The organism is Telluria sp. ZT3P39 (assembly GCF_059685935.1).
This window is the reverse complement of the sequence record NZ_JCASIH010000021.1, coordinates 19,724-45,601: the sequence shown is the minus strand read 5'-3', so window position 1 is coordinate 45,601 and position 25,878 is coordinate 19,724. Positions and strand designations below refer to the sequence as shown.

At 65.8% G+C, this 25,878-nt stretch carries 21 protein-coding genes; 16 read left to right on the top strand and 5 right to left on the bottom strand.

What is annotated here, in order from left to right; genetic code table 11:
- Positions 1–4: 4 nt before the first annotated feature.
- Positions 5–3,766 (bottom strand): AAA family ATPase, encoded by a 3,762-nt coding sequence (locus tag AC56LR_RS17285; protein ID WP_497132053.1) that lies wholly within the window; start codon positions 3,764–3,766, stop codon positions 5–7.
- Positions 3,763–5,004, bottom strand: coding sequence for an exonuclease SbcCD subunit D C-terminal domain-containing protein (locus AC56LR_RS17280; protein WP_497132051.1), 1,242 nt, complete (start codon positions 5,002–5,004; stop codon positions 3,763–3,765). Before AC56LR_RS17280 ends, AC56LR_RS17285 begins: the two co-directional genes overlap by 4 nt.
- 124 nt (positions 5,005–5,128) lie before the next feature.
- On the opposite strand from AC56LR_RS17280, the gene AC56LR_RS17275 reads away from it, so the two are divergent.
- Positions 5,129–6,349 carry a winged helix-turn-helix domain-containing protein gene (locus tag AC56LR_RS17275; protein WP_497132050.1) on the top strand — a complete coding sequence of 407 codons (1,221 nt, stop codon included), beginning with the start codon at positions 5,129–5,131 and terminating at the stop codon, positions 6,347–6,349.
- A 42-nt stretch (positions 6,350–6,391) separates the two neighbouring features.
- Here AC56LR_RS17275 and AC56LR_RS17270 read toward each other — a convergent pair whose 3' ends face one another.
- Positions 6,392–7,096 (bottom strand): hypothetical protein, encoded by a 705-nt coding sequence (locus AC56LR_RS17270; protein WP_497132049.1) that lies wholly within the window; start codon positions 7,094–7,096, stop codon positions 6,392–6,394.
- Between the two features lie 313 nt (positions 7,097–7,409).
- Between AC56LR_RS17270 and AC56LR_RS17265 the strand changes: the two genes are divergently transcribed.
- The 8 genes from AC56LR_RS17265 (at position 7,410) to AC56LR_RS17230 (ending at position 18,838) form a co-directional block, all read left to right on the top strand.
- Positions 7,410–7,988: a hypothetical protein gene (locus AC56LR_RS17265; protein ID WP_497132048.1), complete on the top strand. Its 579-nt coding sequence runs from the start codon at positions 7,410–7,412 to the stop codon at positions 7,986–7,988.
- A gap of 66 nt (positions 7,989–8,054) precedes the next feature.
- Positions 8,055–10,691, top strand: coding sequence for a DUF349 domain-containing protein (locus AC56LR_RS17260; protein ID WP_497132047.1), 2,637 nt, complete (start codon positions 8,055–8,057; stop codon positions 10,689–10,691).
- Entirely contained in the window at positions 10,688–11,176 is a 489-nt protein-coding gene (moaE, locus tag AC56LR_RS17255) for a molybdopterin synthase catalytic subunit MoaE (protein WP_497132046.1), read from the top strand. The genes AC56LR_RS17260 and moaE overlap by 4 nt, the downstream gene beginning before the upstream one ends.
- On the top strand, positions 11,161–11,547 hold the full coding sequence (gene crcB / locus AC56LR_RS17250) for a fluoride efflux transporter CrcB (protein WP_497132045.1): 387 nt from the start codon (positions 11,161–11,163) through the stop codon (positions 11,545–11,547). Before moaE ends, crcB begins: the two co-directional genes overlap by 16 nt.
- Positions 11,548–11,643: 96 nt before the next feature.
- On the top strand, positions 11,644–14,250 hold the full coding sequence (gene clpB / locus AC56LR_RS17245; RefSeq protein ID WP_497132044.1) for an ATP-dependent chaperone ClpB: 2,607 nt from the start codon (positions 11,644–11,646) through the stop codon (positions 14,248–14,250).
- A 372-nt stretch (positions 14,251–14,622) separates the two neighbouring features.
- The gene (gene aceA / locus AC56LR_RS17240) at positions 14,623–15,921 is read left to right on the top strand and encodes an isocitrate lyase (RefSeq protein ID WP_497132043.1); all 1,299 of its coding nucleotides are present in this window, start codon (positions 14,623–14,625) and stop codon (positions 15,919–15,921) included.
- A gap of 256 nt (positions 15,922–16,177) precedes the next feature.
- Positions 16,178–17,440: a 23S rRNA (adenine(2030)-N(6))-methyltransferase RlmJ gene (locus AC56LR_RS17235; RefSeq protein WP_497132042.1), complete on the top strand. Its 1,263-nt coding sequence runs from the start codon at positions 16,178–16,180 to the stop codon at positions 17,438–17,440.
- 132 nt (positions 17,441–17,572) lie between these two features.
- A complete protein-coding gene (locus AC56LR_RS17230) occupies positions 17,573–18,838 on the top strand; it encodes an EAL and HDOD domain-containing protein (protein WP_497132041.1) in 1,266 nt (421 codons plus the stop codon).
- A 16-nt stretch (positions 18,839–18,854) separates the two neighbouring features.
- On the opposite strand, the gene AC56LR_RS17225 is transcribed toward AC56LR_RS17230, so the two are convergent.
- Entirely contained in the window at positions 18,855–19,604 is a 750-nt protein-coding gene (locus tag AC56LR_RS17225) for an SAM-dependent methyltransferase (RefSeq protein WP_497132040.1), read from the bottom strand.
- Between the two features lie 23 nt (positions 19,605–19,627).
- Positions 19,628–20,242, bottom strand: coding sequence for a Maf-like protein (locus AC56LR_RS17220; protein WP_497132039.1), 615 nt, complete (start codon positions 20,240–20,242; stop codon positions 19,628–19,630).
- A gap of 195 nt (positions 20,243–20,437) precedes the next feature.
- Here AC56LR_RS17220 and AC56LR_RS17215 point away from each other — a divergent pair, with 195 nt between their 5' ends.
- The 7 genes from AC56LR_RS17215 (at position 20,438) to acpP (ending at position 25,872) form a co-directional block, all read left to right on the top strand.
- Positions 20,438–20,935: a YceD family protein gene (locus tag AC56LR_RS17215; RefSeq protein WP_497132038.1), complete on the top strand. Its 498-nt coding sequence runs from the start codon at positions 20,438–20,440 to the stop codon at positions 20,933–20,935.
- 231 nt (positions 20,936–21,166) lie between these two features.
- The gene (gene rpmF, locus AC56LR_RS17210) at positions 21,167–21,349 is read left to right on the top strand and encodes a 50S ribosomal protein L32 (protein ID WP_005666806.1); all 183 of its coding nucleotides are present in this window, start codon (positions 21,167–21,169) and stop codon (positions 21,347–21,349) included.
- A 200-nt stretch (positions 21,350–21,549) separates the two neighbouring features.
- The gene (gene plsX / locus AC56LR_RS17205) at positions 21,550–22,575 is read left to right on the top strand and encodes a phosphate acyltransferase PlsX (RefSeq protein WP_497132037.1); all 1,026 of its coding nucleotides are present in this window, start codon (positions 21,550–21,552) and stop codon (positions 22,573–22,575) included.
- Positions 22,576–22,599: 24 nt separating this feature from the next.
- A complete protein-coding gene (locus AC56LR_RS17200) occupies positions 22,600–23,586 on the top strand; it encodes a beta-ketoacyl-ACP synthase III (RefSeq protein ID WP_497132036.1) in 987 nt (328 codons plus the stop codon).
- Positions 23,587–23,751: 165 nt separating this feature from the next.
- Positions 23,752–24,690 carry an ACP S-malonyltransferase gene (gene fabD, locus AC56LR_RS17195; protein WP_497132035.1) on the top strand — a complete coding sequence of 313 codons (939 nt, stop codon included), beginning with the start codon at positions 23,752–23,754 and terminating at the stop codon, positions 24,688–24,690.
- A gap of 35 nt (positions 24,691–24,725) precedes the next feature.
- Positions 24,726–25,463: a 3-oxoacyl-ACP reductase FabG gene (gene fabG, locus AC56LR_RS17190; RefSeq protein WP_497132034.1), complete on the top strand. Its 738-nt coding sequence runs from the start codon at positions 24,726–24,728 to the stop codon at positions 25,461–25,463.
- A gap of 169 nt (positions 25,464–25,632) precedes the next feature.
- A complete protein-coding gene (gene acpP / locus AC56LR_RS17185; protein WP_020653257.1) occupies positions 25,633–25,872 on the top strand; it encodes an acyl carrier protein in 240 nt (79 codons plus the stop codon).
- Positions 25,873–25,878: the final 6 nt, after the last annotated feature.

Genomic DNA, 25,878 nt, shown 5'->3' with positions numbered 1-25,878 from the left:
CCCATCACACGCCGACGCTCACTGCGCTGCTGCCACCGCCGGCCGGCCGCACCTGGATCTTCGCGGCGATCCGCTCCGTCATCTCCTGCACGTGCGAGATCACGCCCACTTTCCTTCCCATCGACTGCAGCGCGTCGAGCGCGTCCATTGCCACGCCCAGGGTGTCGCTGTCGAGCGAACCGAAGCCTTCGTCGATGAAGAGCGACTCGACCCGCACCCGGTTCGAGGACAGCGACGCCAGGCCGAGGGCCAGGGCCAGCGAGACGAGGAAGGACTCGCCGCCCGAGAGCGAGTTGACCGAGCGGATTTCGCCACCCATGTCCTGGTCGCGCACCATCAGGGCCAGCGAGGGGGCGCCGGCGTTGTCGACGCGTTCGAGTCGGTAGCGCCGCGCCAGCTGGTTCAGGTGGCTGTTGGCGTAGCCGAGCAGGACATCGAGCGTGAACTGCTGGGCGTAGTTGCGGAATTTCTTGCCGTCGGCCGAACCGATCAGTTCGGACAGGCGTCCCCAGCGCGTCTCGATCGCCTGCTGGCGTTCGATCTCGGCCAGCATCGATTGCGCCTTGACCCGGCGCTCGTCGTCTTGCGCCGCCTGCAGGCGCAGGCTGGTGGCGCGCTCGTTCACGGCGCTGCGTTCTTCCAGCACCGTCGCCAAAGCGTCGGCCACGCCGGCGCTGTCGTGCATCGCGCCATCGGGCGGGGCGCTTTGCTCGTGCAGGTCGCGCTGCGACTTGCGCTCGGCCAGCACGGTGACGGCCTTGGCCAGCGCCGCGTCGAGTTCGGCCAGCGCGGCGCGTTCCTCGGCCAGCCAGGACGCGCCGACGGTCAGCAGGCTGGCCAGGTGCGCCTGGTTTTCCACGGGCTCGAGTTCGCCGTGGTGGGCGGCGTAGTCGTCGATCCAGTCGGCGAGCCTGGCGGCGGCGTCGCGGGCATCGTCCTGCACGGCGCCAATGCGTTCCTGGGCCTGGTTCAAGCTGCTGCGCACGCGCGTCTCGTGCTGGGCCGCTTCGCCGGCGGCCGCGTGGCGCGCGGCCAGGGTCTCGCGCGCAGCGGTGATGGCAAGGCGCAAGGACTGTTCGATGTCGCCGACGGCGCGCCCATCGAACAGGGAGGCGCGCGCCTGGCGGCGTTCGCGCAGCTCGGCTTCGCTGCGCGCAAACGCTTCCTGGGCCGCACGGGCCGCGCCGGCCGCATGCTCGGCGCGCACGGCCGCTTCACGTTGTGCGGCTTCGACAGTGGCCAGCGCGGAACGGTGTTCCGCCAACTCGCTCGCTTGCGCAGTCCAGGCTTGGGCCTCGAGTGCGCGCGCGGCCTGCCACTGTGCCGGATGACGGCGCCACAGGTCCTGCCAGCCGTCCCCGGCGGCTTCGGCCAGCACCGGATCGAGTTCGGCCAGCAGGGCGCCGAGCGCGGCGCGGTCGTGCTCCAGCCGGGTGCTGAAGGTGGTGTGCTCGAGCTCCAGCGCCGCGAGGGAATTGCGCGCGTTCTGGGCCAGGTCGCGCGCGCGCAGGTGCTCGGCGTTGCCGGCGTCGAAAGCCGTCTGCGCGGCCTCGCGTGCCTGGGCGGCGCGGCGCGCGGCTTGCTGGCGCGTCTCGACGGCCAGCAGGGCCTCGCGCACGGCGTTCATCTGCGCTTCGAACCACGGCTTGCGCTCACCCTCGGGTGGCGCATCGCGGGCCACGGGATTATCGCGCCAGGTGGCATCGAGTTCGCCGATGTCCTGCACCAGCGTGACCCGTTCGTCGCCCAACGAGGCCAGCCGCTCGCCGGCAGCGGCCATCTGGGCGCGGCGTGTGGCCTGTTCCGACAGGTTGTGTTGCACGCCGGCGCGGCGCTCGGCGACCTGGCCGCGCAGCAGGTCGAAGACCGCATGCAGGCGCGCGTCCTGGTGCGCGTAAGGGTGGGCCTGGCTGCCGCAGACCGGGCAGGGTTCGCCCTCGGCCAGGGCCGCGCGCAGATCTTCGACATTGCCGGCCACGGCCCGCTCGGCTGCGCTCAAGGCATGTTCGGCCTGGGCGGCGGCGCTGGCCAGGCCTTCCGCGGCGGCGGCGGCGGCCGCCAGTTGCGTTTCGGCGGCGGCGCGCGCTGCGCGCGTGCGTTCGATGTCGGCGTCGATGCGCGCCAGGTGTTCGCGCGCCGCTTGCAAGCCTTTGGCGATCCTGGCGGCTGCGGCGAGCGCTTCGCGTCTTGCTTCGAGACCCTGGCGTTCCCCGTGCAGGGCGTCGAGGTCGAAGGCGGCCAGGGCCGCGGTGGCGGCCTGGCGCGCGGTCTCGAGTTCGGCGATGCGCACGCCCGCGCGTTCGGTGGCATCGAGCGCCGCTTCCAGGGTGGCGGCGGCATTCACGCGCGCGCGCTCGGTTTTCGCCAGTGCGGCCAGATTGGCGCCCTCGGCGCCGGCAGCTTGGGCGGCCTGGACGAACAGCTTGTCCCAGCGCGGCCATTGGGCGGCGAGCCCCGCATGCCGGCGATGCGCGTCCAGCCAGGCGGCGCTGCGCGCCTCGGCGTCGCGCGTCTGCGCCAGGCGGGCGCCGGCGGCGGCCAGCAGGTCGGCGGTGCGCGTGGCGTCCAGCGCCGCCAGGGCGCGCCGGTCGGTCAGTTGCGCATGCGCCTCCTGCAGCGTGTTGATGGTCGCGTCGAGCGCCTTGGCGGCATCGAGTTGCGCGGCAGCGCCTTGTTGCGCCGCGTCGGCCGCTGCCTGCGCGAGCGTGGCGGTGTGCACTTCGTGCAGCGCAAGGCGCGAGGCCTCCGCAGCGCGCGCCAGTTCACCCTGGCCCTTGGCAAGCAGCGCTTCCAGTTGCGCGCGTTCCGCGTCCAGCCGGGCCAGCTCCGCCATGAGCGGGCGCGCCCCCTGCACCTCGTCGAGCGTGGCCAGGCGCAGGCGCCGCTCGCGCGCGGCCTCGGCCTTGACGCGCGCTTCCAGCAGCAGGCTGTCCGCCTGCGCCTCGTTCAGGCGCAGGCGTTCGCGTTCCTGGTGCCAGCGCAGCTGCGCTTCGAGCAAGGCGCGGCGCATGTCGACCGCCTGCAGTGCGACCTCGGCGGCGGCGCGTTCGGAGTCGAGCCCGGCGCGCGCCTCCTGCGCCAGCGGGGTCTGGTCGGCCAGGCGCAGCGTCAGGCGCCGCACGGCATCCTGTTCCTGCTTGTAGCGCTCGTAGGCGCGCTTCGAGATCTCGCTGTAGACGGCGCTGCCGGTCAGGGTTTCGAGCAGCTCGCCGCGTTCGTTCTCGTCGGTTTTCAGGAAGGCCGAAAATTCGTTCTGGGCCAGCAGCACCGAGCGCGTGAACTGCTCGAACGAGAGGCCGATGCGCGCCGCGATTTCGGCCTGGGCTTCGGTCTTGGTGCCGCCCAGCGCGGCCAGCTCGGGCAGGCGGTGCAGGGTCATGTTCGAGGCCTGCAGCAGCCCACTGACCTTGTTGCGCGAGCGCCGCACGCTCCAGCGCGCGCGGTAGGCGATGCCGTCGTTGCCGACGAAGTCGACTTCCGCGTGGCCTTCGGCTGCGCCACGGCGCAGCAGATTGCGGGCGTCGGTCGTCGAGACCGATTCGCCGCCGGCGTCGGGCAGGGCGCCGCGGCTGCTGCGTTGTTGCAGGCGCGGGGTATTGCCATATAAAGCCAGGCAAAGCGCGTCGAGCAGGGTGCTTTTGCCGGCGCCGGTCGGGCCGCAGATCGCGAACAGGCCGGAGGATGCCAGCGGTTCTGCTGCGAAGTCGACGGAAAAGTCTCCCGCCAGGGACGCCAGGTTGCGTCCCGCGATGCGCAGGATCTTCATGCGTGCTCCGCGTCGCCGGGCAGCATCAGTTCGGCAAAGGCGGACAACTGCTCGGTCGGCGCGTCTTCGCCGAAGCGCTGCTGCCACAGCCGCCGGAAGATGTCGTCTGGTTGCAGCTGGGCCAGCTGGTCGAGGGTGAGCGCGTCGGCCCCGTCTTCGCGCGTGACCACTTTGCGGGTTGGTTCGATCTTGGCCAGGCGCACCGGTTTGCCGGCAATGGCCGCCTCCACCTGGGCGCGCAGGCCCGGCTCGGGGCCGTCGAGCAGCACCCGCACTTCCAGGTAGGGCCGGCAATGGGGGGGCAGGTCGGGATCGAGCTCGAGCTTGTCGAGTGCCGCCAGCACCTCGGGCAGCGGCGCCGGTTTCGGTGGCACGCGCAGCAGGTCGACCGCGCGCGGCACGAACAGGGGTGTGACTTCTTTCGCCACCGGGCCGTCGAGGTCGATGCGCAGCACCTGGTGCTGGTAGCCGACTTCGGCAAACGAGAGCGGCAAGGGGCTGCCGGAATAACGCAGATGGTCTTTCTTGCCGACGCGCTGGGCCAGGTGCAGGTGGCCAAGGGCGGCATAGGCGATCTCCGCATCGAACATCGAAGCGGGCAGCGCCTCGGTGCCGCCGATGACGATGCGGCGCTCGGAGTCGATCGAGGATTGCCCGTCGACCATGTGGCAGTGGCCCATCGCCAGGATTGCCTGGCCGTCCAGGCGGCGCGACCGCGCCAGTTCGAAGGCCTGCTGGTAAAGCAGGGCGATGCCGTTCAGGTAGGCGTCGCCTTCGGCGTCCGCTTTCGGCACGTCGCCGGGACGCAGGAAAGGCACGCCCAGGCACCAGGCTTCGATGTTCCCCGATTTGCCACGCAGGGGGACGATCAGGCGCTCGAGGTCGATGACGCCTTCCCGATCCCGCACCACGTTGCCGATCACGACTGTGCCATGCGCTTCCAGCAGCGGACCCGGTGCTTCGAGGCGGCCTGGCGAATCGTGGTTGCCGGCGATGACGACGATCTGGACATGCGGCGCACGCGCCTTTGCCCGCTGCAGGAAACCATACAGCTGGCGCTGGGCGGCGGACGAGGGATTGGCGTTGTCGAAAATATCGCCCGCGATCAGGAGCGCGTCGGCCTCTTCGCTCACGATCGTATCGATCAGCCAGTCGAGGAAGCACCCGTGCTCGTAGGACCGGTCGAAATTGTGCAGGGTCTGGCCGAGGTGCCAGTCGGAGGTGTGCAGCAGCCGCATGGTTAAAATGGAAAGTTCGGGGTTGGCGCCTACTATATCGCAGACTGCTCGCCCGCCCCAACAAATACTGTGTATTTTTACAGTAGTATTGAATCGTCATGAGAATCCTCAAATGAACGCAAGCATGCTGACACCGACTATCGAATTGTCCCTGGGCGCCGCACGTACCCTGCACCTGGCGGCGCAGGACATGCTGGCCCCGCGCCGCAAGCGGGCAGCCAAGGCCGACGTGCTGGCCGCGATCCGGCGCATGGGCATGCTGCAGATCGATACCATCAGCGTGGTCGCGCGCAGTCCCTATCTCGTGCTGTGGAGCCGGCTGGGCGACTACGAGCCCGCCTGGCTGGACGAACTGCTCGCCGAGGGCAGCCTGTTCGAATACTGGGCGCACGAAGCCTGCTTCCTGCCGATCGAAGACTATGGCCTGTACCGCCACCGCATGCTCGATCCGGAAGCGATGGGCTGGAAGTATTCGGCCACCTGGATGCGCGAGCGCGCGCCCGAGGTCGCGGCGCTGCTGGCGCATGTGCGCGCCAACGGGCCGGTGCGCTCGTCGGATTTCGGGCGCAGCGATGGCAAGGGCGGCGGCTGGTGGGAGTGGAAGCCGGAAAAGCGCACGCTCGAAGTGCTGTTCACGGCCGGCGAGCTGATGATCGCGCGGCGCCACAAGTTCCAGCGCATCTACGATCTGGCCGAACGGGTGCACCCGGAATGGCACGACGGCCGCATGCCGGCAGTGGGCGAGGCGAGGCGCAGCTTCGTGCTGCAGGCGGTGCGCGCGCTCGGAGTGGCGAAGGCAGCGTGGATTCCCGATTATCACCGCACCCGGCGTCCGCATCCCGATCCGGCTGCGCTGGCCGACGAAGGCCTGCTGCTGCGCGCCCGCGTCACAGGCTGGGACGAGCCGGTCTATATCCACCCGGATCACGCGGAACTGGCGCAGCGGGCGGCCGCGGGCAGGCTGTCGCCCAGCCTGACGACCTTGCTGTCGCCTTTTGATCCCATCGTCTGGGACCGCCGCCGCGCGCTCGAGCTGTTCGGGTTCGACTACCGCCTCGAATGCTATACGCCGGCCCACAAGCGCACATACGGCTATTTCACGCTGCCGATCCTGCGCCGCGGCGCGCTGGTGGGCAGGGTGGATGCCAAGGCGCACCGCAAGGCGGGCGAATTCGAGTTGCGCAGCATCGTGCTCGAGCCAGGCGTGCGGCCCAGCGACCGGCTGGTGGGCGATGTCGCGGCCGCGATACAGCGTTGCGCGCGCTGGCACGGCTGTCCGGACGTGCGCCTCACCCATGCATTACCGGAAGCATTTGGGGAGCGGCTCGGAAGCGTATTTTCGTGATTGGAAGTGTCTGTGCTTATGCAAATGGATAAGTCCCGCCGCTTACTCGACCGATGTCATCTTCCCCAGGAAATTCCAGTCTCCTGATCCTGCTTGCCACCATAGGCGCATGTTTTGACAGTCCCTGTCGGGAATGAAAACTTTGAAACCTGCATTGTCCTGGCGTTCGACGACGATGCCTTCGCATCCATCGTGTGTGGTCCTTCCGATTTCTCGAAAGGCACTAAAAATGTTACCGTCTGGATAGGTTTCGATCCAAACTCCTTCCTTTACCTGGCTCCAGTGACGCGGTCCGGCATATTCCCCGTGGGGGTAGTCGAAGATGAACCTGACGGGTCGCCCCAGCGATTCGCTGCTCTTGATCGTCCCTTCCTTGCTTGGATTTAAATCATCGGGAAGGGCACGTTGATCCAGCTCTTTTCCTTCGGGCACCGGACCCTGGCATGAGGTATTGGAAAACTGCTTTTCTGCTTCAGTGGCGCCAAGGGCTGCCGGCTTGAGGAAAACGACCATTGCGAAAACCGCGATGGCGCCTCCGGACTTGATTTTGGAAGAAGCGCCTGGGTCGAGCGTGATATGTAAAACGCCAGGTATCTGGCTTGCCACCAGGGCAGCCATGAGCCCGAGTGCGATTAAGAAATACCAGCCCTGAGTGCGAGTTGGACAAGGTACAAACGAGATCAGGGTAATAATCGCGCCGACCCCCACCAGGCCTGCCAGAAACAAGGTGCGTTCGTCTTTCTTCATCGCGGGCCCCTATTTTCGTCAGTCGGCGTTCAGAGAGAACCAGCGTTCGTGCTGCAGGGAAAACAGGAGCTGGAACTCGACTGAGGCCGATCTTATTTGGACAACACGGCCACCAAAATGTCTCCAAAGTCCACCGGTCCGGGCTTGCGCCACCTCAAACCCGTGATGGGACATGTCTCTACACTACGAGATCCCACAGGCCAGCGACAAGAATAAATACTGCGCGCCTGCCACTAACAAAAGCTTCCCCAGCCAAGTCAATGCGGCCCCGACCGGGCCCCATGCTGGCGGCGGCATTCTGAGAGGAGACAAGATGCTCACGTCAACCTATACGCTGGTCGCGCTGTCCATCGAGCAGGCCAGTTCCCGCATGGCCCTGCAATCGCTGCTGGAACGCTGGCGCCCGGCCGCGGCGCAGCACGCCGCGCCCACGCCGCGCCAGTTCGAGCTGGCCTGCGATGCCTTGCGCGTGGCTTTCGACAATTGCTACTGGCGCAAGCTCGACAAGTTCGTGGTGCCGGCCCTGCGCCGCGCCGGCGTCGCCGGGGAACTGCTGGCCGAACTCGATGCGCTGACCATGGCGGCGATCGAGGCCCGGGCCGACGCCCACGCCGCGGCGGCCGTGCAGGACAAGAGTTTCGGCGCCGCCCTGGAGCAATGCTGCAAGCTGCTGCTGGAGCGCCTCGACCGCGAAGAGCGCGAATTGTTCCCGGTGGCGCGCATGCACATCCCGAGCGAATCCTGGTTTGCGATCGCCAACCATATGCTGGCCCATGACGCCTGGCAGCACGAGAATCGCACCCCGCCGGCGCCGGCGCCAGGCGGCGCCATGCCCCGGAATTCCATGCGGCACAGCGCGGCCGCGGGAGCCTCGCTCTACGTCACGCATTGAGCGTCGGCGGACGGGCGCCGCCTTGGTTCTTTGCTATGATGGGGGTTTTGGAAGTGCGATTTCATCATGTTCGAATTCCTATTCAAACGGCAAGGTGGCGACAAGCCTGCGGCCGGCGCTGCCGCTGAGGGATCGCCCGGCCAGGCGCCGCAGCCGGCGCAGCCTGCCCGCCCGGGCGGGGCCGCCGGCGCACCGACGCCGCGCGAACAGCAGGCCGAACAGCTCAAGCACCTGGACGGCGACGAAGAAGCCGCCGTCGCCTTCATCCTGTCTTCCGAATTTTCCGAACTGCGCCTGAGCGCGGCCGAGCTGGTCCACAGCCGGCCCCAGCTCGAGCGCGTGCACACGGCCATGCGCAACCTCGACCGGCGCGTCGCCAAGATGATGCAGTCGCGCCTCGACGCCATCCGCCACCACGAATCCGAGCTGCGCCGCGGGCACGAAGCGCTGGCCCAGGCGCGCACGCTGCTGAACGACGACTTGCTGACCCCGAACCATGTGGCCGAGCTCGATCGTAAATGGGGGGTAATCGTCGCGCCCGAGCTGAACGTCGAATTCGACGCCGTCCGCGCCGAACTGGGTAAGCGCCTGGAAAACCAGGTGCAGCTGCAGCGCGCCATGATCGACCGCCTTGCCGCCCTGCGCCAGCTGGAATCCAGCGGTTTTGACGCCGCAGCGTTCGGCGAGCGCCTCGACGCGCTGGGGCGCGAGCAGGCCGAGGCGCTGGTCGCCCCCGGCCACGCCGCGCTGCCGCGCGCCCTGGTGGCCGATTTCGCCACCGAACATGCGCGCCTTGGCGCCAGCCTGGCCACGCTCGCACAAGACCAGGCCGCCCTCGGCGCGCGCGAAGCCGCGCTGCTGCAGTGGCAGGCGCAAGCCATCACCGAACTCAAGGCGGACGCGCTGCGCAAGCAATGGCAGCGCCTGCCGGCTTTGCCCGCCAGTGCGCAGGGCGCCGAGCTGCAGCGCCGCTTCGACGAACTGCTGGGGAGCCTGCCGCAGGAAGCGCGCAAGCCGAAGGAGCCGGCGCCGGCCGCGGGGGGCGCAGCCGCCGCGCAAAAACCATCGCAAAAAACCCAGAACAAGGGCGCCGACCAGGACTTCCTCGACCGCCTCGACGCCATGGAAGCTGCCCTGCAGCAAGGTTCCCTGGGCACTGCCGCAGAACTCGACAAATCGCTCAAGGACAGCAAGGACAAGGGCCTGCGCCTGCTGCCGGCGCAAGCCGACCGGCTGGCCCACGTGCGCGCCGAGCTCAAGCGCCTGTCGGACTGGGCGCGCTGGGGCGGCAATGTCTCGCGCGAAGAATTGATCAAGGCGGTGGAAACCCTGGCCATGCAAAGCCTGGCAATGAGCGAGCTGGCCAAGAAGGTCGGCAGCATGCGCGAGCGCTGGAAGGCGCTCGACAGCCTGTCCGGCCCGGCGCCGCGCTCGCTGTGGGAGCGTTTCGACGCCGCCTGCACCACGGCCTACGCCCCGGCCGCGGCCCATTTCCGCCACCTGGCCGACGAGCGCCACGGGAATGCCGCGCGCGGCCAGGCGCTGGTCGACGAAGCGCAAGGCGAGATCGCCCGGCTCGAATCGGGCGAGGCCGACTGGAAGCACGTCTCCGGCACCGTGCAGCGCCTGCGCACCGCCTGGAGCCATCTGGGGCCGGTCGACCGCAAGGAAAAGAAACGCCTCGACGGCTTGTTTTCAAGCGCCCTGAATACCCTGCAGCGCCCGCTGGAGCAGCAGCGCAAGGGCGAAATGGAAGTGCGCGAGCAATTGATCGAAGAGGCGCTCGGGCTCGACCCGCACGACCGCCATGCGGTCGACCGCCTGCGCGACCTCCAGCACCGCTGGCAGGAGCATGCGCGCGCGCTGCCGCTCGAGCGCAAGGCCGAGCAGGCGCTGTGGCAGCGCTTCCGCGCCGCCTGCGACGCCTTGTTTGCGGGCCGTAAGGAGCACGCGCATGCCGCCGACAGTGAACGGCGCGCCCACGAGGCCGCCAAGGAAGCCCTGTGTGCACGCCTGGAAGCGGCGGCGCCGGAGGCCACCCCGGCCACCGCCGGCAAGCTGATGCGCGAGGCGGCAAGCGAGTGGCAGGCGATCGGCCCGGTGCCGCGCGCCCACGAAGTGCGCATCGACAAGCGCTACCACGCCGCGGTGGCGGCGGTGCAGCACCATGCCGACGTGGCGCGCCGCGCCGCCGGGCTGGCGCTGGCCGGCGCCGTGCGCGACAAGCTGCGCCTGATCCAGGCGCTCGAGGCGGCCCTGGTCAATCCGGACGCCCAGACCAACCCATCGGACTGGCGCGGGCGCTGGGATGCGCTGTTGCCGCTCGAGGGCGGCTATGAAGCCGTGCTGCGCACGCGTTTCGACGCGGCGCTCGCTGCGTTGGAGGGCGACCGCGCCGGCTATGCGCAGCTCCTGGCGGCCAACCGCGAGCGCCTGCTGCACGAACTGCTGCGGCTCGAGATCGGGGCCGGCATCGACAGCGGCGCCGAGTTCGCCCGCGAGCGCCTCAAGCTGCAGGTCGAAGTGCTGCAAAGCTCGCTCAAGTCGGGTCACAAGCCTGGCCACAAGGCAGGGCAGCAGCAGGCGGAGAGCGGTCCGGCTGCCGAATTGCGCGCGCTCCTGGGACTGCCGGCCGTGGCTGACGCCCGCACCGAAACCCGTATCGAGCAACTGCTCATGCGCCACGCGAAGGACGGCCGATGACAGGGAGCACCATCCCAAGCGCTAGCGTCACTGACATCCGGGTGCAGCAGGCGGACTTCGACCTGTCGCGCGAGATCGCGCGCCTGCGCGAAGGCGAGGGGCGGGTCGGCGCCGTGGTGAGTTTCGTCGGCACCGTGCGCGACCTCAACGAAGGCGCTTCTGTCTCTGAAATGGAGCTCGAGCACTATCCAGGCATGACAGAGCGCGCGCTGGAAGACATCGTCGCCCAGGCGCGTGCGCGCTGGGAATTGTTCGGCGTGCTCGTCATCCACCGCATCGGGCCGCTGGCGCCGCTGGACCAGATCGTGCTGGTCGCCTGCGCCTCCGCGCATCGCGGCGAAGCCTTCGCGGCCTGCGAATTCATCATGGATTACCTCAAGACCGACGCCCCGTTCTGGAAGAAGGAGCAAACCCCGGAGGGCGCGCGCTGGGTCGACGCCCGCAGCAGCGACGATTCGGCCAAGGCCAAGTGGGTAAATCATTGAGCTGGCTGGCGGTAGGTCTCGGGGCAGCCATCGGCGCCTGGCTGCGCTGGGGGCTGGGCATCTGGCTCGGCAGCCTGCATGGTTTTGTCCAGGCCGGCACGCTGGCGGCCAATCTCATCGGCGGCTATCTGGTCGGGCTGGCGCTCGGCTTCTTCACCGCGCATCCGCACCTTGCGCCCGAATGGCGGCTGTTTGCGATTACCGGCTTCCTCGGCGGGCTGACCACTTTCTCCACCTTCTCGGGCGAATCCGTGGTGCTGCTCCAGCGCGGCGAGTATGGCTGGGCGCTGGCGCATACGGTGCTGCACCTGCTCGGCTCGGTCTTGTTCTGCGTCGCGGGCTTTGCAACCTGGCGCGCCCTGCGCGCCTGAACCGCTCAACCCTGGCTACACCTTTTGGCATCTTGAAAAGCGTGCAGCCATCCCAACTTTGCTCCTCAGTCAAGAACACCACTAGGGAGCAATACCATGCGGCAAGATAAACTGACGACCAAGCTCCAGGAAGCGCTGGCGGATGCCCAGAGCCTGGCGGTCGGCAACGATAACCAATACATCGACCCGGTCCACCTGCTGGTCGCCCTGCTGAACCAGGACGACGGCGGCGCCCGTTCGCTGCTGCAGCGCGCCGGGGTCAACGTCGGCGGCCTGCAGAACGCGCTCAAGAGCGCGCTCGAACGCCTGCCGAAGGTGAGCGGCACCGGCGGCGACGTGCAGGTCGGGCGCGAGCTGGTCGCGCTGATCAACCTGGCCGACCGCGAATCGCAGAAGCGCGGCGACCAGTTCCTGTCGTCCGAGATGATCCTGCTGGCCCTGACCGAAGACAAGGCCGACGCCGGCCGGCTGGCGCGCGAGCACGGCCTGGCGCGCAAGGCGCTGGAATCCGCCATCCAGGCGGTGCGCGGCGGCGATACGGTGAACTCGCAGGATGCCGAAGGCCAGCGCGAGGCGCTGAAAAAATACACGCTCGACCTGACCGAGCGCGCCCGCATGGGCAAGCTGGACCCAGTGATCGGCCGCGACGACGAGATCCGCCGCGCGATCCAGGTGCTGCAGCGCCGCACCAAGAACAACCCGGTCCTGATCGGCGAGCCGGGCGTGGGCAAGACCGCGATCGTCGAAGGCCTGGCCCAGCGCATCGTCAACGGCGAGGTGCCCGATTCGCTCAAGGGCAAGCGCGTGCTCTCGCTCGACATGGCGGCCCTGCTGGCCGGCGCCAAGTACCGCGGCGAATTCGAGGAGCGCCTGAAATCCGTGCTGAAGGAACTGGCGCACGACGAAGGCCAGACCATCGTCTTCATCGACGAGATCCACACGATGGTCGGCGCCGGCAAGGCCGAAGGCGCGATGGACGCGGGTAACATGCTCAAACCCGCGCTGGCACGTGGCGAGCTGCATTGCGTCGGCGCGACCACGCTCGACGAATACCGCAAGTACGTGGAAAAGGACGCCGCGCTGGAGCGCCGCTTCCAGAAGATCATCGTGGACGAGCCGAGCGTGGAGGCGACCATCGCCATCCTGCGCGGCCTGCAGGAGAAGTACGAGCTGCACCACAAGGTCGAGATCACCGACCCGGCCATCATCGCCGCGGCCGAGCTGTCGCACCGCTATATCAGCGACCGCTTCCTGCCCGACAAGGCGATCGACCTGATCGACGAGGCGGCCTCGAAGATCAAGATCGAGATCGACTCCAAGCCGGAAGTGATGGACAAGCTCGAGCGCCGCCTGATCCAGCTGAAGATCGAGCGCGAAGCCGTACGCCGGGAAACCGACGAAGCCTCGCAGCGCCGCATGGAGCTGATCGGCGAGGAGATCCTGCGCCTCGAACGCGAGTACAACGACTACGAGGAGATCCTCAAGGCGGAAAAAGCGGCGGTGCAGGGCACCACCCATATCAAGGAAGAGATCGAGCGCCTGCGCTTCCAGATGGAGGAAGCCAAGCGCCAGTCGAACTGGCAGCAGGTTTCCGAGCTCCAGTATGGACGCCTGCCGGACCTCGAGGCGCAGCTCAAGAAAGCCGAGGAAGCAGCGTCCAGCGCTGATGGCGACGCGAGCAAGCCGAAGCTGCTGCGCACCCAGGTCGGCGCCGAGGAAATCGCCGAAGTGGTCTCGCGCGCGACCGGCATCCCGGTGTCGCGCATGATGCAGGGCGAGCGCGACAAGCTGCTGCACATCGAAGAGAAGCTGCATGAGCGCGTGGTGGGACAGGACGAGGCGATCGAAGCGGTGTCGGATGCGATCCGGCGCTCGCGCGCCGGCCTGTCGGACCCGAACCGCCCGTATGGTTCCTTCATGTTCCTGGGGCCGACCGGCGTGGGCAAGACCGAGTTGTGCAAGGCGCTGGCCTCCTTCCTGTTCGACACCGAGGAGTCGATGATCCGCATCGACATGAGCGAATTCATGGAGAAGCATTCGGTGGCGAGGCTGATCGGCGCGCCGCCGGGTTATGTGGGCTACGAGGAGGGCGGTTATCTCACCGAAGCCGTGCGCCGCAAGCCGTATAGCGTGATCCTGCTGGACGAGATCGAGAAGGCGCACCCGGACGTGTTCAACGTGCTGCTGCAGGCGCTGGACGACGGCCGCATGACCGATGGCCAGGGCCGCACCGTGGACTTCAAGAACACGGTGATCGTCATGACCTCGAACCTGGGCTCGCACAAGATCCAGTCGATGGACACCGACGAACCGGGCGTCGTGAAGCTGGCCGTGATGGCCGAGGTGCGCGGGCATTTCCGTCCCGAGTTCATCAACCGGATCGACGAGATCGTGGTGTTCCATGCGCTCGACGAGAAGAACATCGGCGCCATCGCCCGCATCCAGCTGCGCCACCTGGAAGAGCGGCTGGCCAGGATGGAGATGCTGCTTGACCTCGACGAAGAGTCGCTGCAGAAGATCGCGGAAGCCGGCTACGACCCGATCTACGGCGCGCGCCCGCTCAAGCGCGCGATCCAGCAGCAGATCGAGAACCCGCTGTCGAAGGCGATCCTGTCCGGCAAATTCGGGCCGAAGGATACGATCCCGGTGCGGGTGCGCGGTGGACAGCTGGTGTTCGGGGAAGGGGTGGAACTGGCGAAGTAAGCCAGGCCACCGGCGCCGCCGGAGAAAAAAGCGCGTACCTGCAAGGGCACGCGCTTTTTTTATATTGGCGACGCTTGCACAACACTTTCAGTCGTTCGAGGGTTTATGTGACGCATTCGATGGCGCCGTATTTCACGATGTGAAACTATCTTGCCGTATGGCGGAAAATGCAGCAAAAAAAGACCGTCATCCATTCCCATTCTGAGAAATTTCATGCCGCATCATGAAATGTCGATTGCAAGCGCTTGAAAACAAACGGTAAAAAATAGTTTATATGTCTTATATAAGACCTATTGTGCTGCGCACAAAATGATCTATGATTGTCTCAACGGATTCCTCTCGCAATCAGCTTTTTCATTCAGGAGAAACACCATGGCAACTCGTGAACAGCAAATCAGTGAACTCCAACAAGACTGGGACACCAATCCGCGCTGGAAAGACGTCACCCGCAACTACACCGCGGCCGACGTCGTGCGCCTGCGTGGTTCGGTGCGCATCGAGCACACGCTCGCCAAGCGCGGCGCCGAAAAGCTGTGGGACCTCGTCAATAACGAGCCATATGTGAACGCCCTGGGCGCGCTGACCGGCAACCAGGCCATGCAGCAGGTGAAGGCCGGCCTGAAAGCCATCTACCTGTCGGGCTGGCAGGTGGCGGGCGACGCCAACGTGGCCGGCGAGATGTATCCGGACCAGTCGCTCTACCCGGCCAATTCGGTGCCGCTGGTGGTGCGCCGCATTAACAATACCTTCCAGCGCGCCGACCAGATTCAATGGTCGGAAGGCAAGGACGACATCGATTACTTCGCGCCGATCGTGGCCGATGCCGAAGCCGGCTTCGGCGGCGTGCTGAACGCCTACGAACTGATGAAATCGATGATCGACGCCGGCGCCGCGGGCGTGCACTTCGAAGACCAGCTCGCTTCGGTGAAAAAATGCGGCCACATGGGCGGTAAGGTGCTGGTCCCGAGCCGCGAGGCCGTCGAAAAACTCAACGCCGCACGCCTGGCAGCCGATGTGATGGGCACCCCGACCCTGGTGATCGCCCGTACCGATGCCGAAGCCGCCGACCTCTTGACCTCGGACGTGGACCCCAACGACCAGCCGTTCTGCACCGGCGAGCGCACCGTCGAGGGCTTCTACCGCGTCAAGCCGGGCGTCGAGCAGGCGATTTCGCGCGGCCTGGCCTATGCGCCCTTCGCCGACCTGGTGTGGTGCGAGACCGGCAAGCCGGACCTGGAATTCGCCAAGCGCTTCGCCGAAGCGATCCACGCCAAATTCCCGGGCAAGATGCTGGCCTATAACTGCTCGCCGTCGTTCAACTGGAAGAAGAACCTGGACGACGCGACCATCGCCAAGTTTCAGAAAGAGCTGGGCGCCATGGGCTACAAGTTCCAGTTCATCACCCTGGCCGGCTTCCACGCCCTGAACTACAGCATGTTCAATCTGGCGCACGGCTACGCGCGCCGCGGCATGTCGGCCTTCGTGGAGCTGCAGGAAAGCGAGTTCGCCGCCGCCGACAAGGGCTTTACGGCCGTGAAGCACCAGCGCGAAGTCGGCACCGGTTATTTCGACGCCGTCACCCAGACCATCCAGCAGAACCAGAGCTCGACCACCGCGCTGCACGGTTCGACGGAAGACGAGCAATTCTTCGACGAGAAGAAAGTCGCGTAAGCGCAGCGAAGAGTCAGACGTGTCGACATAGCCGCAGTGCCCGCGAGGGCCTGCGGCTTTTTCGTAGGGTGGGCGGGTCCTCCCGCCCGCGCGTTCAACGAACCGGCGCACGCCACGGAGCAGGCCCGGATACCGGGGTTGAACGCGCGGGCGGACGAGCCGCCCACCCTACGAACAGCCGATGTAGTGGATAATGGCGACAATTACGCCGCTTACGTTCACGCAGCGCCGCCACTTTTCTCAGGAATTCCAGCTTATGTTGAGCTACCGCCACGCCTACCACGCGGGTAACCACGCCGATGTCCTCAAACACTTTGTCCAGGTCCAATTGCACCTGTACATGAACCAGAAGGACGTGCCTTACACCTATATCGACACCCATTCGGGTGCGGGCGTGTATGCGCTCGACGGTGCGCAGGCGAGCAAGAATTCCGAATACAACACCGGCATCGGCCCGCTGTGGAATGCCACCGATGTCCCGCCGGCGCTGGCGCCTTACCTGGCGCTGGTCAAGGGCATGAACCCGAGCGGCAAGATGCGCTATTACCCGGGCTCGCCCTACGTGGCCGACCAGTTGTCGCGTGCCGAGGATCGCCTGCGCCTGTTCGAGCTGCACCCGTCGGATTGCCGCATCCTGGCCCAGAACTTCCGCAAGGTCGAAGAGCACAAGGCGGAGCAGGGCGAGCGCGCCCGCGGCCGCCGCGTCCTGATCGAGCATGGCGACGGGTTCCAGAGCCTCAAGAAACTGCTGCCGCCGCCGTCGCGCCGCGCGCTGGTGCTGGTCGACCCGCCTTATGAAATCAAGGACGACTACAAGAAAGTGCGCGAGGCGCTGGATGAGGCCCTGGGCCGTTTCCCGGCCGGCATCTATGCGGTCTGGTATCCGGTGCTGCAGCGCATGGAGTCGCGCCAGTTCGCCGACCGTCTGAAGCGCCTGCCGGCCAAGGAATGGCTGAACGTGACCCTCACCGTGTCCACGCCCGGCCCGGACGGCTTCGGCCTGGCCAGCAGCGGCATGTTCATCCTGAACCCGCCCTACACGCTGGAGCCGATGCTGCGCGAAACCCTGCCCTGGCTGGTGCAGGCGCTGGGCAAGGATGCCGGCGCGCGCTTCACCATCGAGACCGGCACCCAGGTGACCGGCGCGGCGGCGCGCATGGCCGCCGACGGTCCGCGCGTGCCGGTGGGGAATGCCCGCCGCGCCAGCCCGCTGTCGGGCAAGGGCAGCCTGCGCCTGCCGGGCCAGAGCATGGTGCGCGAAGGCGAGGACGATCCGCGCGCGGTCGGCCAGGCGGCCGGCGGCGCTGCGGCGCCCAAGACCGGCGCGCGCCGCGTCTGGCATCCGGATGGCGGCGCCCAGGCCAGGCCGCAAGGGCAGGGAACTGCCGCCGCCAGCAAGCGCCCGGTGGCGCCAGGCAGCAGCACCGGCCTGCGTACCAGCAGCCCGCGCAAGGATGGCCCGCGACCAGCTGGCGCACCGCGTTCGGCCGGCAAAAGCGGCAAGGGCGGCAAGGCCTAGCAAGCCAGCGCCGACCCGCGATTCGATGCAAAAATGCTAAGGTTGGCGTTTTTGTAGTATAGTTTCCATGCTGGCCTTCCCCCGCTAGCATGGCGCGCTCATGCGCGCCCCTAACGTTTCCCAGGAGTTTAGATGCATGCCGAAGTAACGGCAGCGGCATCCGTGCCGTCCAACGATTTTTTTCTCGCACGTCAGCCCATCCTCGGCCGTGACCAGCACCTCGTAGCATTCGAGCTGCTGTTTCGTGCAGCCGGTGAGGATGACGATGCGAAGCTGACCGATAACGCTGCGGCGACGGCGGCGGTGATTTCGCACGCCTCGCAACTCGGCATGGAGCAGGTGGTTGGCGAGCAGTTAGCCTTTGTCAACGTGGACGAAGTCGTCCTGATGAGCGACTTCGTGCGCTTCCTGCCTCCGCATAAAGTTATCCTCGAAATCCTCGAAACCGTCAAGCCGACCCGGCAGTTGCTGGCACGGATCGCCGAGTTGAAGGAATTGGGTTTCAAGTTCGCGGTCGACGACGTGGTCGAGCATTCGCCCGAGCTCGACCGGCTGGTGGAACTGGTGGACGTGATCAAGGTGGATGTCAAGGCCGTGCGCGCCGACGAGCTTGCGGGTCTGGTGGCGTCGCTCAAGCGTACCGGCAAGAAGCTGCTGGCCGAAAAGGTCGAGACGCAGGGCGAATTCAAGCTGTGCATGGACCTGGGCTTCGAATACTTCCAGGGCTATTACTTTGCGCGCCCGGTGATTTTGTCGGGCAAGAAGATCACCCCGTCGGAAATGGCCATCCTGCGCCTGCTGGAACTGGTCGGCTCGGATGCGGACAGCCAGGCCATCGAATCGGCGGTCAAGCGCGACGCCCTGATCAGCCTGAACCTGCTGCGCCTGGTCAACAGCCGCGCTGCGCCGGGACCGCAGATCGAATCGCTGTCGCAGGCGCTGAGCCAGCTCGGCCGGCGCCAGTTGCAGCGCTGGCTGCAGATCCTGCTCTACACGACCGCGGGCGGCGTCGAACTGGCCTCGCCGCTGCTGCAGCTGGCCACCACGCGCGGCAAGCTGCTCGAGCTGATGACCCTGGTGGTGCGCCCGCACGATGCCGCCAGCGCCGATCGCGCTTTTACGGTGGGCATCATGTCGCTGGCCGATGCGCTGTTTTCGATCCCGATGTGCGACATCCTCGACAATGTCGAGGTGGCGGACGACGTGCGTGGAGCGCTATTGGCGCGCGAAGGGCAGTTCGGGACCATGCTGAAGGTGGCGGAGCTGCTGGAGGCGGCCGACGGCGGCTGCAAGCTCACCAGCGCGCTGCGCAAGCTGGACTTGACGGTGGCACAGATCCGCGAGATCGAGCTGGCGGCGTTTGACTGGGTGCGGGAGTTGACGCACGAGGTGCACTAGCCGTCCACGCGCGCGGCTATTGCCCCAAGAACAAAAACACCGTCGGCTTCTTGTGAAAATCCGGCGCCTTCCCGGCCGCCAGTTGTGCCTTCCACTTCGCCGCCGTCAGGGTTTGCACCGACTCGCTCGCCAGGGTGAGATCCGTTGCCACGCACACCAGGGTGCCTGGCTGGCACGACGCCACCAGCGCTTCGAGCATCTGTCCATTCCGGTACGGCGTCTCGATCAGCAATTGCGTCTGCTTTTCCGCGCGCGAGCGCGTTTCCAGTTCCCGGATGCGCTTGCTGCGCAGGGCGGCGTCGGTCGGCAGGTAGCCGTTGAAGGCGAAGCTCTGGCCGTTCAGGCCGCTTGCCATGACGGCCAGCAGCAGCGAGGACGGCCCGACCAGCGGCCGCACGGCAATCCCGTGCTGGTGCGCCAGGCGCACGAGGTCGGCGCCGGGATCGGCCACGGCCGGCACGCCGGCTTCCGAGACCAGTCCCGCATCGCGTCCCGCCAGCAGGGGCGCCAGCAGCTGCGCCAGCGCGGCCTGCGGGGTGTTCACGTTCAGTTCGGCGATGTCGATTTCCTGCAGCGGCTTGACCAGGGGATGGTCGATGGCAATCAGTTTCAGGAAGGCGCGGGCGGTCTTGGCGTTTTCGGCGACGAAATAGTCGAGCCTGGCCGTGACGGCCTGCACCTGGGTGGGCAGCAGGGCGGCGAGGGCGCCGGAGGCGGCTTCGGTGGGGCCAAGGGTATTCGGGATCAGGTAGAGGGTGCCGGGCATCGTTGAGGAAAGTGATAGGGTGTTTACAGGCCGAACATACGCACGCCGGCGCGGCGCAGCATGCCGGTCAAGGCGATCAGGGGCAGGCCGGTGAGGGCGGTCGGGTCGTTCGATTCGATGCGGGCCAAGAGGGCGATGCCCAGCCCTTCGTTCTTGGCGCTGCCGGCGCAGTCATAGGGCTGCTCGATGCGCAGGTAGGCGTCGAGTTCAAGGTCGGGCACATCGCGGAAGTCCACGAAGACCTGGACGTTCTCGACTTGCGCAGCAAGCAGCGGATCGGCCGCGCGGCTGTCCCACAAGCACAGCGCCGTATGGAAGACCACGCGCCGGCCTCGCATCAGCTGCAATTGTTCCAGCGCCCGGGCATGGGTGCCGGGCTTGCCGATCTGCAGGCCGTCGAGCGTAGCCACCTGGTCCGAGCCGATCACGAGTGCGCCGGGATGGCGCGCCGCGACGAAGGCCGCTTTCTCGCGCGCCAGGCGCAGGGCGGTGTCCTGGGGCGCTTCGCCGGGCTGCGGGGTTTCGTCGATATCGGGGGCGATCGCCTCGAAGGGCAGCTGCAGGCGTCCCAGCAATTCGCGCCGGTAGGCAGAACTCGAAGCAAGAATGAGGCGCGGCGGCGCGGAACTTGGTATCATATGGGGCTGTCGAAATTCGGGAACTATAAGCAAGGCAGATAAATAAGCCATCCCGGCAAGCAAACCTCATGAATGCCCGGGAATTGCGTGGCGCTGCTTGAGCGCGCAACACGCACCGGGCAAAAACGACGCAAGTCTTTGACTCTGCGGGGATAAGCCTGTTATTATCGCAGGTTTTCCGGGGATGTTTTCCAAATGAGCGCTTTTGTCATTGACGCCTTCGAGTTTTGCCGGAATGACGGACACCGCGATGGCGTGACGCCCGTGGCCGAAATGACCCGCCTGGCAGCCGATTGCGCCGACAACTCCGGCGAGATCCGCTGGTCCATGCAAGGCGGCCAGACCAGGCAAGGCTATCCGTCGCTGACCCTCGAGGTCGCCGGTCCCGTGAAGCTGGTCTGCCAGCGCTGCCTGGGTCCGATGGAATACGAGCTCGATTCGTCCACCATGCTGGTATTGGGCAAGGACGACGAAGAAGCCGACAGCATCGAGGAAATCCTCGACGACGAGAGCATCGACGTGATTGTCGGCAGCCATGACTGCGACATCCGCCAGTTGTTGGAAGACGAAGCCCTGCTGGCCCTGCCGCAGGCACCGAAACATGAGGTATGTCCGGACACCAAGCTCCTGGACGCCCTGAAGACCGACAAGGTCTCGCCGTTCGCCGGCTTGAAGACCCTCAAACCAGAATAAGCAGTAACCGAATCAGTAGCAGGAACAAGTAGTGCTGTGTCACCGCAGCATGAAGCAGGACGTGTCAAACGCGTGCAGTCATCGAGTATGGCATTGGGCAGTTGAAGTAGCAGCAAACATGTAGGCAAGCGAAAGTCGAAAGACTGGAAAATTGCCGATGGGATACTCGATCTGCATGTATTTGCGCATCGGTTGTGTTAAAATTTTAGAACTTATGTATTAGGAGTCATCATGGCAGTTCAGCAGAATAAGAAGTCCCCGTCGAAGCGCGGCATGCACCGTTCGCACGATTTCCTGACCGCACCAAACCTGGCAGTCGAGCCGACCACCGGCGAAACCCACCTGCGTCACCACATCAGCCCGAACGGCTTCTACCGTGGTCGCAAAGTCCTGAAGACCAAGAACGACGAGTAATCGACGTCTTGTCCTTTAGTACCATGAAAGCGGTGCGACGTATGTTTTCTGCGTGGCGCCGCTTTTTCTTTCGCATTCCGGTTTACTGCGGCCCCCACCAGGGTGCACGTCAGCCCGTATTGCGCGGACAGCGGCCGGCCACGAGCCATGCCCCGATCCCCACTGCCGCCCGCTTTGCGTGAGCCGGCATCTCCCAGCAAATGACCATCACAATTTCCATTGACTGCATGGGTGGCGATCACGGCCCCTCAGTTACCATTCCCGCAGCCATCTCGTTTTTGAAAAAACACGCCGACGTCCACCTGTTCCTGGTGGGCCGCGAAGAGATCCTGCGCGCAGAATTAAAAAAACATCGCGCCGAGGCGCATCCCCGCATCACGCTCAAGAACGCCACTGAAGTCGTCGAGATGGACGACCCGCTCGAGATCGCGCTGCGCAAGAAAAAAGATTCCTCGATGCGCGTCGCGGTCGAGCTGGTGAAAGACGGCAGCGCCAATGCCAGCGTCTCGGCCGGCAATACCGGCGCGCTCATGGCCATCTCGCGCTACGTGCTCAAGACCATGGCCGGCGTCGACCGTCCGGCGATCTGCTCGATCATGCCGAACCAGAAGAACGGCCCGACCTATATGCTGGATCTGGGCGCGAACGTCGACTGCGAGCCGCATCACCTGCACCAGTTCGCCATCATGGGCTCGGTGCTGTGCTCGGCCATGGAACACATTCCGCGCCCGACCATCGGCCTGCTCAACGTCGGCACCGAAGACATCAAGGGCAACGACATGGTCAAGGCCACCGGCGAACTGCTGCGTGCCGACCACGAGCGCGGCAAGCTCAATTTCCACGGCAATGTGGAAGGCAATGACATCTTCAAGGGCACGGTCGACGTGGTCGTCTGCGACGGTTTCGTCGGCAACGTCACGCTCAAGGCCGTCGAAGGCCTGTCGCGCTTCGTTAAATCGGTGTTCAAGGAAAATATCTTCTCGATCGCCGGCGCCTTGCTGGCCCGTAAATCGCTCAAGAAGCTTAATCCGGAACGCTATAACGGCGCCGGCCTGCTCGGCCTGAAGGGCCTGGTCTTCAAGAGCCATGGCGGGGCGAATGCCTATGCCTTCGAGTGGGCGCTCCAGCGTGCCTACGATGCGGCAAAATACGATGTATTAGAGCAGCTGTCGGCGCTGATCGCCGAACTGATGCCGACCTCGCCAGGCGAAGAGCGCCAGGCGTAACCAACCCAGCAGGATGGTGGAGCAATGACTGTGTATAGCAAGATCACCGGCACCGGCAGCTATCTGCCGGCCAACCGTGTCACCAACGACCAGCTCGCAACCCAGTTGGCCGCGCAGGGCGTCGAGACGTCCGACGAATGGATCGTGTCGCGCAGCGGCATCTCCAGCCGCCACTATGCGGCCGCCGACGAAAACTCGTCCGACCTGGCCGTGCAGGCTGCGCTCAAGGCGCTGGAAATGGCCGGCAAGCAGCCCGGCGACATCGAACTGGTGATCGTCGCCAGTTCGACCCCCGACTACCACGGCAGCTTCCCGAGCACCGCCTGCATCGTGCAGCAGAAGCTCGGCATGGGCAATAACAGCGCCGCCTTCGACGTCCAGGCCGTGTGTAGCGGCTTCGTCTATGCGGTCGCCACCGCCGACGCCTTCATCCGCTCCGGCATGTATAAAAGCGTGCTGGTGATCGGCGCCGAAGTATTCTCGCGCATCCTCGATTTCACCGACCGCACCACCTGCGTGCTGTTCGGCGACGGCGCCGGCGCGGTCGTGCTGGAAGCCTCGAACGAAGCGGGCATCCTGGCCACCAAGCTGCACGCCGACGGCAGCCATGCGGGCATCCTGTCGATCCCGGGCAACCTGGCCGGCGGCGCGATCGCCGGCAGCGGCTTCCTGTACATGGACGGCCCGGCCGTCTTCAAGCTGGCCGTCACCGTGCTCGAAGAAGTCGCGAAGGAAGCGCTGGCGCATGCCCAGATGCAGCCGTCCGACATCGACTGGCTGATCCCGCACCAGGCCAACCTGCGCATCATGAAGGGCACCGCCAAGAAACTGGACCTGCCGATGGAAAAGATGGTCGTCACCGTCGACCAGCACGGCAATACCTCGGCCGCCTCGATCCCGCTGGCGCTCGATGCAGCCGTGCGCGATGGTCGCGTCAAGAAGGGCGACAATGTCCTGATGGAAGGCGTCGGCGGCGGCTTCACCTGGGGCGCCGTGCTCGCGCGCATGTAAGTGTTTTGTGCCGCGGCGTTCGCGTTGCGGCGATCCGTAGGGTGGGCGGGTTTCCCGCCCGCGCGTTCAGACAGTGCATGCGTTATCAGATCGCATCCGTGAGTTGAACGCGCGGTCGGCAGAGCCGACCACCCTACGAAACCAACCCGAATAGAGAACAATAAAATGACTAAATTCGCATTCCTGTTTACCGGCCAGGGCGCCCAGGCCGTCGGCATGCTGAACGGCTTCGCCGGCAACCCGGTCGTCGAGCAGACCGTCCAAGAGGCCTCCGACGCCCTCGGCTTCGACATCAAGCGCCTGATCGCCGAAGGCCCGAAAGAAGAGCTCGACCTCACCACCAACACCCAGCCGGTCATGCTGACCGCGGCCGTGGCCGTCTACCGCGCCTGGATCGCCGCCGGCGGCCCGGCGCCATCGATGGTCGCCGGCCACAGCCTGGGCGAGTACTCGGCTCTGGTGGCCGCGGGCGTGATCCAGTTCAAGGATGCGGTGCCGCTGGTGCGCTTCCGCGCGCAATCGATGCAGGACGCGGTGCCGGTCGGGCAGGGCGGCATGGCCGTCGTGCTGGGCCTGCAGGCCGACGAGGTGCGCGCCGTCTGCGCCGAGGCTGCGCAAGGTGAGATCGTGGAAGCCGTCAATTTCAACGAGCCGACCCAGATCGTCATCGCCGGCCATGCGGGGGCGATCGACCGCGCCTGCGAGATCGCCAAGGCGAAAGGTGCCAAGCGCGCCATGAAGCTGTCCGTCTCGGCGCCGTTCCACTCGTCGCTGCTCAAGCCCGCGTCCGACCGCTTGCGCGACTACATGGAAAACATCGTTTTCTCCGCGCCGCAGATCGACTTGATCAACAACGTAGACGTGGCTATCCTGCACGATCCCGCCGCGATCAAGGACGCCCTGGTGCGCCAGGCGGCCGGCCCGGTGCGCTGGGTCGAGACCATGCAGAAGATGGCCGCCGGCGGCATCACCCAGGTCATCGAATGCGCCCCGAGCAAGACCCTGGTGGGCATGGCCAAGCGCATCGACCCTGGCTTGGCGTGCGAAGCCCTGGTCGACCAGGCCGCGCTCGAGCGCGTGCTGGCCTCGCTGCAGGCGGCCTGAGCCTGCCCGAACTAGATTATTACAAGAGGAAAAGCATGAACCTGCAGAACCAAGTTGCCCTCGTGACCGGCGCCTCGCGCGGTATCGGCAAAGCCATTGCACTGGAACTGGCGCGCCAGGGCGCGAAAGTCGTCGGCACCGCGACCAGCGAAGCCGGCGCCCAGGCCATTACCGATTACCTGGCTGAATTCGGCGGCAAGGGCCTCGTCCTGAACGTCACCGACGCCGCCAACTGCGCCAGCGTCGTGGACGAGGTGCAGAAGGGCTTCGGGTCCCTGGGAATCCTGGTGAACAACGCCGGCATTACCCAGGATAACCTGGCCATGCGCATGAAAGACGACGAGTGGGATAGCGTCATCTCGACCAACCTGAACGCCGTGGGCCGCCTGTCGCGCCTGGTGCTGCGCGGGATGATGAAGGCCAAGCAGGGCCGCATCATCAATATCACCTCGGTGGTGGGCGCCTCGGGCAACCCGGGCCAGATGAACTACGCCGCCGCCAAGGCCGGCGTGGCCGGCATGACCCGCGCGCTGGCGCGCGAGATCGGCAGCCGCAACATCACCGTCAACTGCGTGGCGCCCGGTTTCATCGACACCGACATGACCAAAGGGCTGGGCGAAGGCCAGCACGAAGCACTGCTGGGACAGATCCCGCTGGGCCGCCTGGGCCAGCCGGAAGACATCGCCTACGCGGTGGCTTTCCTGGCCGGTCCGCAGGCCGCATATATCACCGGCACCGAATTGCACGTGAATGGCGGCATGTATATGAATTAATGTGACACACTGCGGTTTCAATCGCGGCATTGCGGTGGAACCGGCGTATTCACATCTTTTAGCAGCAATTTCGGTGGAAATAGCAGGAATCGCCGAAAGTAGTTTTTCACCGCGCAAACCTGATAAAATGCGCGCACTTTCCGCAACACATACCTAATGGAGCCATAACATGTCGGATATCGAACAACGCGTTAAAAAAATCGTCGCTGAGCAGCTGGGTGTTGCTGAAGCAGACATCAAAATCGAATCCTCGTTCGTTGACGACCTCGGCGCTGACTCGCTGGACACCGTGGAACTGGTGATGGCACTGGAAGACGAGTTCGAAATGGAAATCCCTGACGAACAGGCTGAGAAAATCACCACCGTCAAGCAAGCCATCGACTACGCAACCGCGCACGTCAAGGCCTAAGTAGTA